Raw genomic sequence first — 4762 nt, 5'->3', positions numbered from 1 at the left:
CCGGTGGCCATCGGGTACGCCGCCACCGCCACGCCGCACGTCTCGGACGTGGTGGCCGCCGCGCCGGGCCGCGTCGCCGTCGCCTCCTGGCTGCTGGCGCCCGGCCTGTTCCACCGGGCCGTGGTCGACTCGGGCGCGGACGTGGTCGCCGCGCCCATCGGCGCGCACCTGCGCGTGGTGGAAGCGGTGCTGCTGCGGTACTACGAGGCGCGCTGCTTCCAGGACGTCGCCTAGCGCTTCTTCTTCCCGTTCCGCACACCTTTCGCGGGCAGCGGGTCGAGCGTGAGTTCGCCGCCGGTGATGGTCGACATCACACTGGGCACCCCCTCCGGAGTGCTCTTGTCGAGCGCTCGACGGCCGAGGTCCTGGATCACCCGGAGTCGATATATGTAGACCAGTGCGCCGAGCATGCCGAGGAAGGCCACGACCGGCCACGGGGCGACACCGGTCACGCCACTACCCAGGATCGCCGCCGAGGCCGCAATCGCCGCCCGCTTCATCGGCTCGCCCTTCGCTGTAGGGTTTCGCGCACCCTGGCCAGTGCTGTCAGGGTCAGAGCCGTGGCGCACAGGAGCAGGTTCACGGCGACCATCACTCCCGCGACCACGAGCACCGGTCCGAGGCCGATCAAGAGCCAGCCGACCGGGTACGCCACCAGGCCGAGCAGCGTCGCGTAGATGACCCAGTTCTTGGCGGTCGAGATCTTGCCGCTGTCGCGGCCGGACACCAGGTACCCGCTGCCGCCGAGGAAGGTCGGCGACACGGCGGCAGCGGACACGGCGATCGTCACGACGGCGGAGGTCAGCGCGGCCTTGCCCAACGTCCGGGGCCACGTCGACTCGCACAACGCCGGGATGCCGCGGTGCTGGTCGAGCGCGAACAGCAGGGCGCGAGCCGTTCGTCGCCACCCGCGGTCACCGTCCGGGGCGAGGATGGCCGACAGTTCGCCGTGCCACTCCCGCAACCACTCGTCCCGGGAGTCGACCGGGAGCCGACGCCAGGCCAGTCCGAGCAGGAACGTCGCGATCCGCCGCACGGCGCGGTCCCGGCGGGCGGTCATCCCAACCCCGTCGCGGGCGACGGGCCGAAGTCCGGCCACGCCATCCCCGCCGGACGGCGGTCGGTCCCGTGCTCGGCCAGTGCGACGCGGGCCTGCCGGACGCCCTCGCCGGTCAGCTTGTAGTACCGCCTCGGCGGACGGCCGCCCGGCGTCGGGGACGCGGACTCCCACTCGGCGACCACGATGCCATCGTCCAGGAGCCGCTTCAGCATCGGGTAGAGCGTGCCGCTCTTCACGTCCGCGGCCTTCATCAGCTCATAGCCGTACTGCGGCTTCGCCGGGTCGCAGAGGAAGGCCTTGAGCACCCTGCTCAGCGTGTCGGTCACCTGCACGGAAACGAGTCTACACATGTAGCGCGACATATGTAGACCTCTCGTGACCGCAGGAATAGTTGATGCTTCAACTAGGTTGACGCGGGTGAGACCGCCGAACCCGGGCGGTCACCGCCCGAGGAGGCAGCCATGCCCGCCGTCACCGCCGACACCCTGACCCTCCCGCGCCTCCCCGAGCTGCCCGAGCACGCCACCGCGTGGCGTCCCGTGCGGCGGGTCGTGCCGGCGCGCCGGTTCGTCGAGGGTGAGGGCTTCCAGGTCCGCCGCCCGTTCCCGGGCGTCGACCTCGCCCTCGCCGACCCGTTCCTCCTCCTCGACCACATGGGCGCCGTCGAGTACGGCCCCGGCGAGGCGAAGGGCGCGCCGTGGCACCCGCACCGCGGCTTCGAGACCGTCACCTACATGATCGACGGCGCGTTCGAGCACAAGGACTCGACCGGCGGCGGCGGGCTGATCACCAACGGCGGCACGCAGTGGATGACCGCGGGCTCCGGGGTGCTGCACTCCGAGCTGCCGCCGCAGGAACTCGTGTCCCGGGGCGGGCTGTTCCACGGTGTCCAGCTCTGGGTGAACCTGCCCAAGGCCGCCAAGTGGACGCCGCCCCGCTACCAGGACATCAAGGCGCACGACACGACGTTGCTGTCCAGCGACGACGGCGGGGCGCTCGTCCGCGTCATCGCGGGCGACGTCGCGGGCCACCGCGGCCCCGGCCTCACCCACACCCCGATCACCTACCTGCACGCCACGCTCAGCCCGCACGCCCGGCTGGCGCTGCCCTGGCCGGAGGAGTTCACCGCGATGGTCTACGTGCTGTCCGGCCGCGGCACGGTCGGCGTCGAGCGACGTCCCCTCGAGGAAGGCCACCTGGCCGTCCTCGACCGGGGCGCGGCGCTCACCGTGCGGGCCGAGACGACCTGGGACGTGCTCGTCCTCGGCGGGCTGCCGCTGAACGAGCCCGTCGCGCGCTACGGGCCGTTCGTGATGAACACCCGGGCCGAGATCCTGCAAGCCATCGAGGACTTCCAAGCCGGGCGACTCGGCGGGACGCCCGTCCCGCACGTCACCTCGGCGGACGAGGAGCTGTCATGACCGACGTCCTGGACCTGCTGCGCAAGGGCCGCGAGTTCCGCGAGGCGGGCGACCCCAGCACGGCCGCCCGCTACCTCGCCGAGGCGGCCGAGCACGCGCCGCGCGACCGCACCGTGCTGACCGAGCTGGCGTTGGCGCACTTCCAGTCCGCCGCGCTGGGCAAGGCGGAACGGGTCCTCGTCGACCTGGTCGAGCTGGACCCGTCCGACGGTTACCCGCGCCTGCTCCTCGGCCGCACGCTCAGCCGCCAGAGCCGGCACGCGGAGGCGTTGCCGCACCTCAAGCTCGCCGCCGCGCTGACCCGCGACCCGGACGTGGAAGGCGAACTGGCCCGCGTGCAGGCGCGGGTCACCACAGGGCGGGCGGCTCCTCCGCCTTCTGCTTGACGGCGTCCTCCCAGCGGTACTTGCGCAGGTCGACCTTGCCGTCGTCGGCCACCACACCCTCTTCACGCAGCCGTTGCAGCTGCTCGTCGGCGATGTGGGGCGCGCAAGTGCCGTTGGCGCGCAACACCCGGTGCCACGGCAGGTCGAGGCCGTCCTGGTTGAGCACCATCCCGACCAACCGGGGGGACGGCGCGCGGGCGATGTCGGCGACGTCCCCGTAAGTGGCAACCCGCCCGCGCGGAATCCTCCGCACGACCGCGCGCACCATCTCATGCAGCTCTTCGTCCACCCCGACAGCTTCGCATGTGAGATCAGCTCGCCTTGATCCCACACGACCGGACCACCACCGCGAGGCCGCGTCGGTAGTTCGCACCTGATCCGCCGGCGATCACGCTTTTCGATCGCCGGCGGATCAGGTGCGAGCTGCCGACTTCATGGCGGCCGAGCCGCCGTCTGCGGAGCAGCGGCCATGTGCACGGCCGCGTCGGTAGTTCGCGGCCCATCCCGCGGCGATCACGCTTTTCGATCGTCGCGGGATCGGTCGCGAACTGCCGACTTCATGGCGGCCGAGCCGCCGTCTGCGGAGCAGCGGCCACAAACACAGCCGAGCCGCCGCCTGCGGAGCAGCGGCAATCCAACACTGTGGTTCCATGCTCTCGTGGCAGTGAACAGGGCGCCGTTGTTGGTGCGCCGGGTGCGGCAGGAGGAGCCCCGGCGGCACTGGGACGCGCCCGCTCGCGCCGTGTTCGAGCACGCCGGCGGGCCGCTGCGGGTGCTCGGGGGCCCCGGCACGGGCAAGACCACGTTGCTGGCCGAGGTGGTCGCGCGGCGGGTCCGGGACGGCGTCCACCCGGAGAACGTGCTGGTGATCACGCCGAACCGGCGGGCCGCGGCGGAGATGCGGGCGCACATCACCCGCCTGCTCACGGGCGCCCGGTCCGACGGCGTGCTGCCGACCACGCAGGAACCGCTGGTCCGGACCGTCCACTCGTACGCGTTCGCGGTGCTGCGGGCGCAGGCGGTGCTGAAGGGCGAGCCCGCGCCGCGCCTGCTGTCCGGTCCCGAGCAGGACGCCGTGGTGCGCGAACTGCTCGCCGGTGACGTCAGCACGGGCGCGCCGAAGTGGCCGGAACGGCTGCGGCCCGCGTTGACGCTGCCGGGGTTCGCGCACGAGCTGCGCGACCTGATGCTCCGCGCCACCGAGCGGGGCCTCGCGCCGGAGGACCTGACCGAGCTGGGGCGGCAGCAGTCCCGAGAGGAGTGGGTCGCGGCCGGCCTGTTCGCCACCCAGTACGAGCAGGTCAACCTCCTGGCCAGCAGCGGGCAGGGGCACGCGCCGTCGTTCGACGCGGCGGAGCTGGTCGGCAGCGCGCTGCTGGCGTTCCAGACCGAGCCGGACGTCCTGGCGGGCGAACGGCGGCGGGTGCGGCACCTGCTGGTCGACGACGCGCAGCACCTCGACCCGCTGCAGTTCGAGTTCCTGCGCGAGCTGGGCCGGGCCGCGCACGAGTTCATCCTGTCGGGTGACCCCGACCAGGCCGTCTTCTCGTTCCGGGGCGCGGACCCGACGTTGCTGGCCGAGGCGGACGGGCCGGCGGTGGTGCTGACCACCGGTCACCGCATGACGCCGGAGATCCGGGCCGCGGTGGGACGGCTCGCGGGCCGCCTGCCGGGCGCGTCGCCGACCCGCTCGGTGTCGCCGGCGGACGGCGAGGGCGCCGTGCAGGTGCGGTTGTTCGCGTCGGCCGCGCAGGAGGCGAGCTGGGTGGCCGACCAGCTGCGCCGGGCGCACCTGATCGACGAGGTGCCGTGGTCGCGGATGGCCGTGGTGGCGCGGTCGGCGACGCGGTCGTTGCCGGTGCTGCAGCGGGCGCTGCTCGCGGCGGGCGTGCCGG

General features: G+C 73.0%; 7 protein-coding genes and 1 pseudogene. 4 read left to right on the top strand and 4 right to left on the bottom strand.

The window, feature by feature from the left end:
- Nucleotides 1-234, top strand: a pseudogene (locus tag ACFQ3T_RS34350) (sirohydrochlorin chelatase); the annotation flags it as partial.
- Here ACFQ3T_RS34350 and ACFQ3T_RS34345 read toward each other — a convergent pair.
- The 3 genes from ACFQ3T_RS34345 to ACFQ3T_RS34335 are packed head-to-tail and all read right to left on the bottom strand — an operon-like array spanning nucleotide 231 to nucleotide 1392.
- A complete protein-coding gene (locus ACFQ3T_RS34345; RefSeq protein ID WP_380729939.1) occupies nucleotides 231-500 on the bottom strand; it encodes a hypothetical protein in 270 nt (89 codons plus the stop codon). The pseudogene ACFQ3T_RS34350 and the gene ACFQ3T_RS34345 overlap by 4 nt on opposite strands.
- The gene (locus ACFQ3T_RS34340) at nucleotides 497-1060 is read right to left on the bottom strand and encodes a hypothetical protein (RefSeq protein ID WP_380729937.1); all 564 of its coding nucleotides are present in this window, start codon (nucleotides 1058-1060) and stop codon (nucleotides 497-499) included. The genes ACFQ3T_RS34345 and ACFQ3T_RS34340 overlap by 4 nt, the downstream gene beginning before the upstream one ends.
- Entirely contained in the window at nucleotides 1057-1392 is a 336-nt protein-coding gene (locus tag ACFQ3T_RS34335) for a PadR family transcriptional regulator (protein ID WP_380729935.1), read from the bottom strand. The genes ACFQ3T_RS34340 and ACFQ3T_RS34335 overlap by 4 nt, the downstream gene beginning before the upstream one ends.
- A gap of 129 nt (nucleotides 1393-1521) precedes the next feature.
- Here ACFQ3T_RS34335 and ACFQ3T_RS34330 point away from each other — a divergent pair, with 129 nt between their 5' ends.
- Both ACFQ3T_RS34330 and ACFQ3T_RS34325 read left to right on the top strand, forming a co-directional pair.
- Complete coding sequence (locus ACFQ3T_RS34330) at nucleotides 1522-2481, top strand: pirin family protein (protein WP_380729932.1); 960 nt, start codon at nucleotides 1522-1524, stop codon at nucleotides 2479-2481.
- A complete protein-coding gene (locus tag ACFQ3T_RS34325) occupies nucleotides 2478-2867 on the top strand; it encodes a tetratricopeptide repeat protein (RefSeq protein WP_380729931.1) in 390 nt (129 codons plus the stop codon). Before ACFQ3T_RS34330 ends, ACFQ3T_RS34325 begins: the two co-directional genes overlap by 4 nt.
- Here ACFQ3T_RS34325 and ACFQ3T_RS34320 read toward each other — a convergent pair.
- Complete coding sequence (locus ACFQ3T_RS34320; protein WP_380729929.1) at nucleotides 2830-3156, bottom strand: MGMT family protein; 327 nt, start codon at nucleotides 3154-3156, stop codon at nucleotides 2830-2832. The two genes, ACFQ3T_RS34325 and ACFQ3T_RS34320, sit on opposite strands and share 38 nt — an antisense overlap.
- 375 nt (nucleotides 3157-3531) lie before the next feature.
- Here ACFQ3T_RS34320 and ACFQ3T_RS34315 point away from each other — a divergent pair.
- Nucleotides 3532-4762: UvrD-helicase domain-containing protein (locus tag ACFQ3T_RS34315; protein ID WP_380729941.1), on the top strand; the 1231-nt coding region annotated here is incomplete at its 3' end.

This window comes from Saccharothrix hoggarensis (assembly GCF_042678885.1).
In the GTDB taxonomy this organism is placed as follows: Bacteria; Actinomycetota; Actinomycetes; order Mycobacteriales; family Pseudonocardiaceae; genus Actinosynnema; species Actinosynnema hoggarensis.
This window is presented reverse-complemented; position numbering and strand designations above follow the sequence as displayed.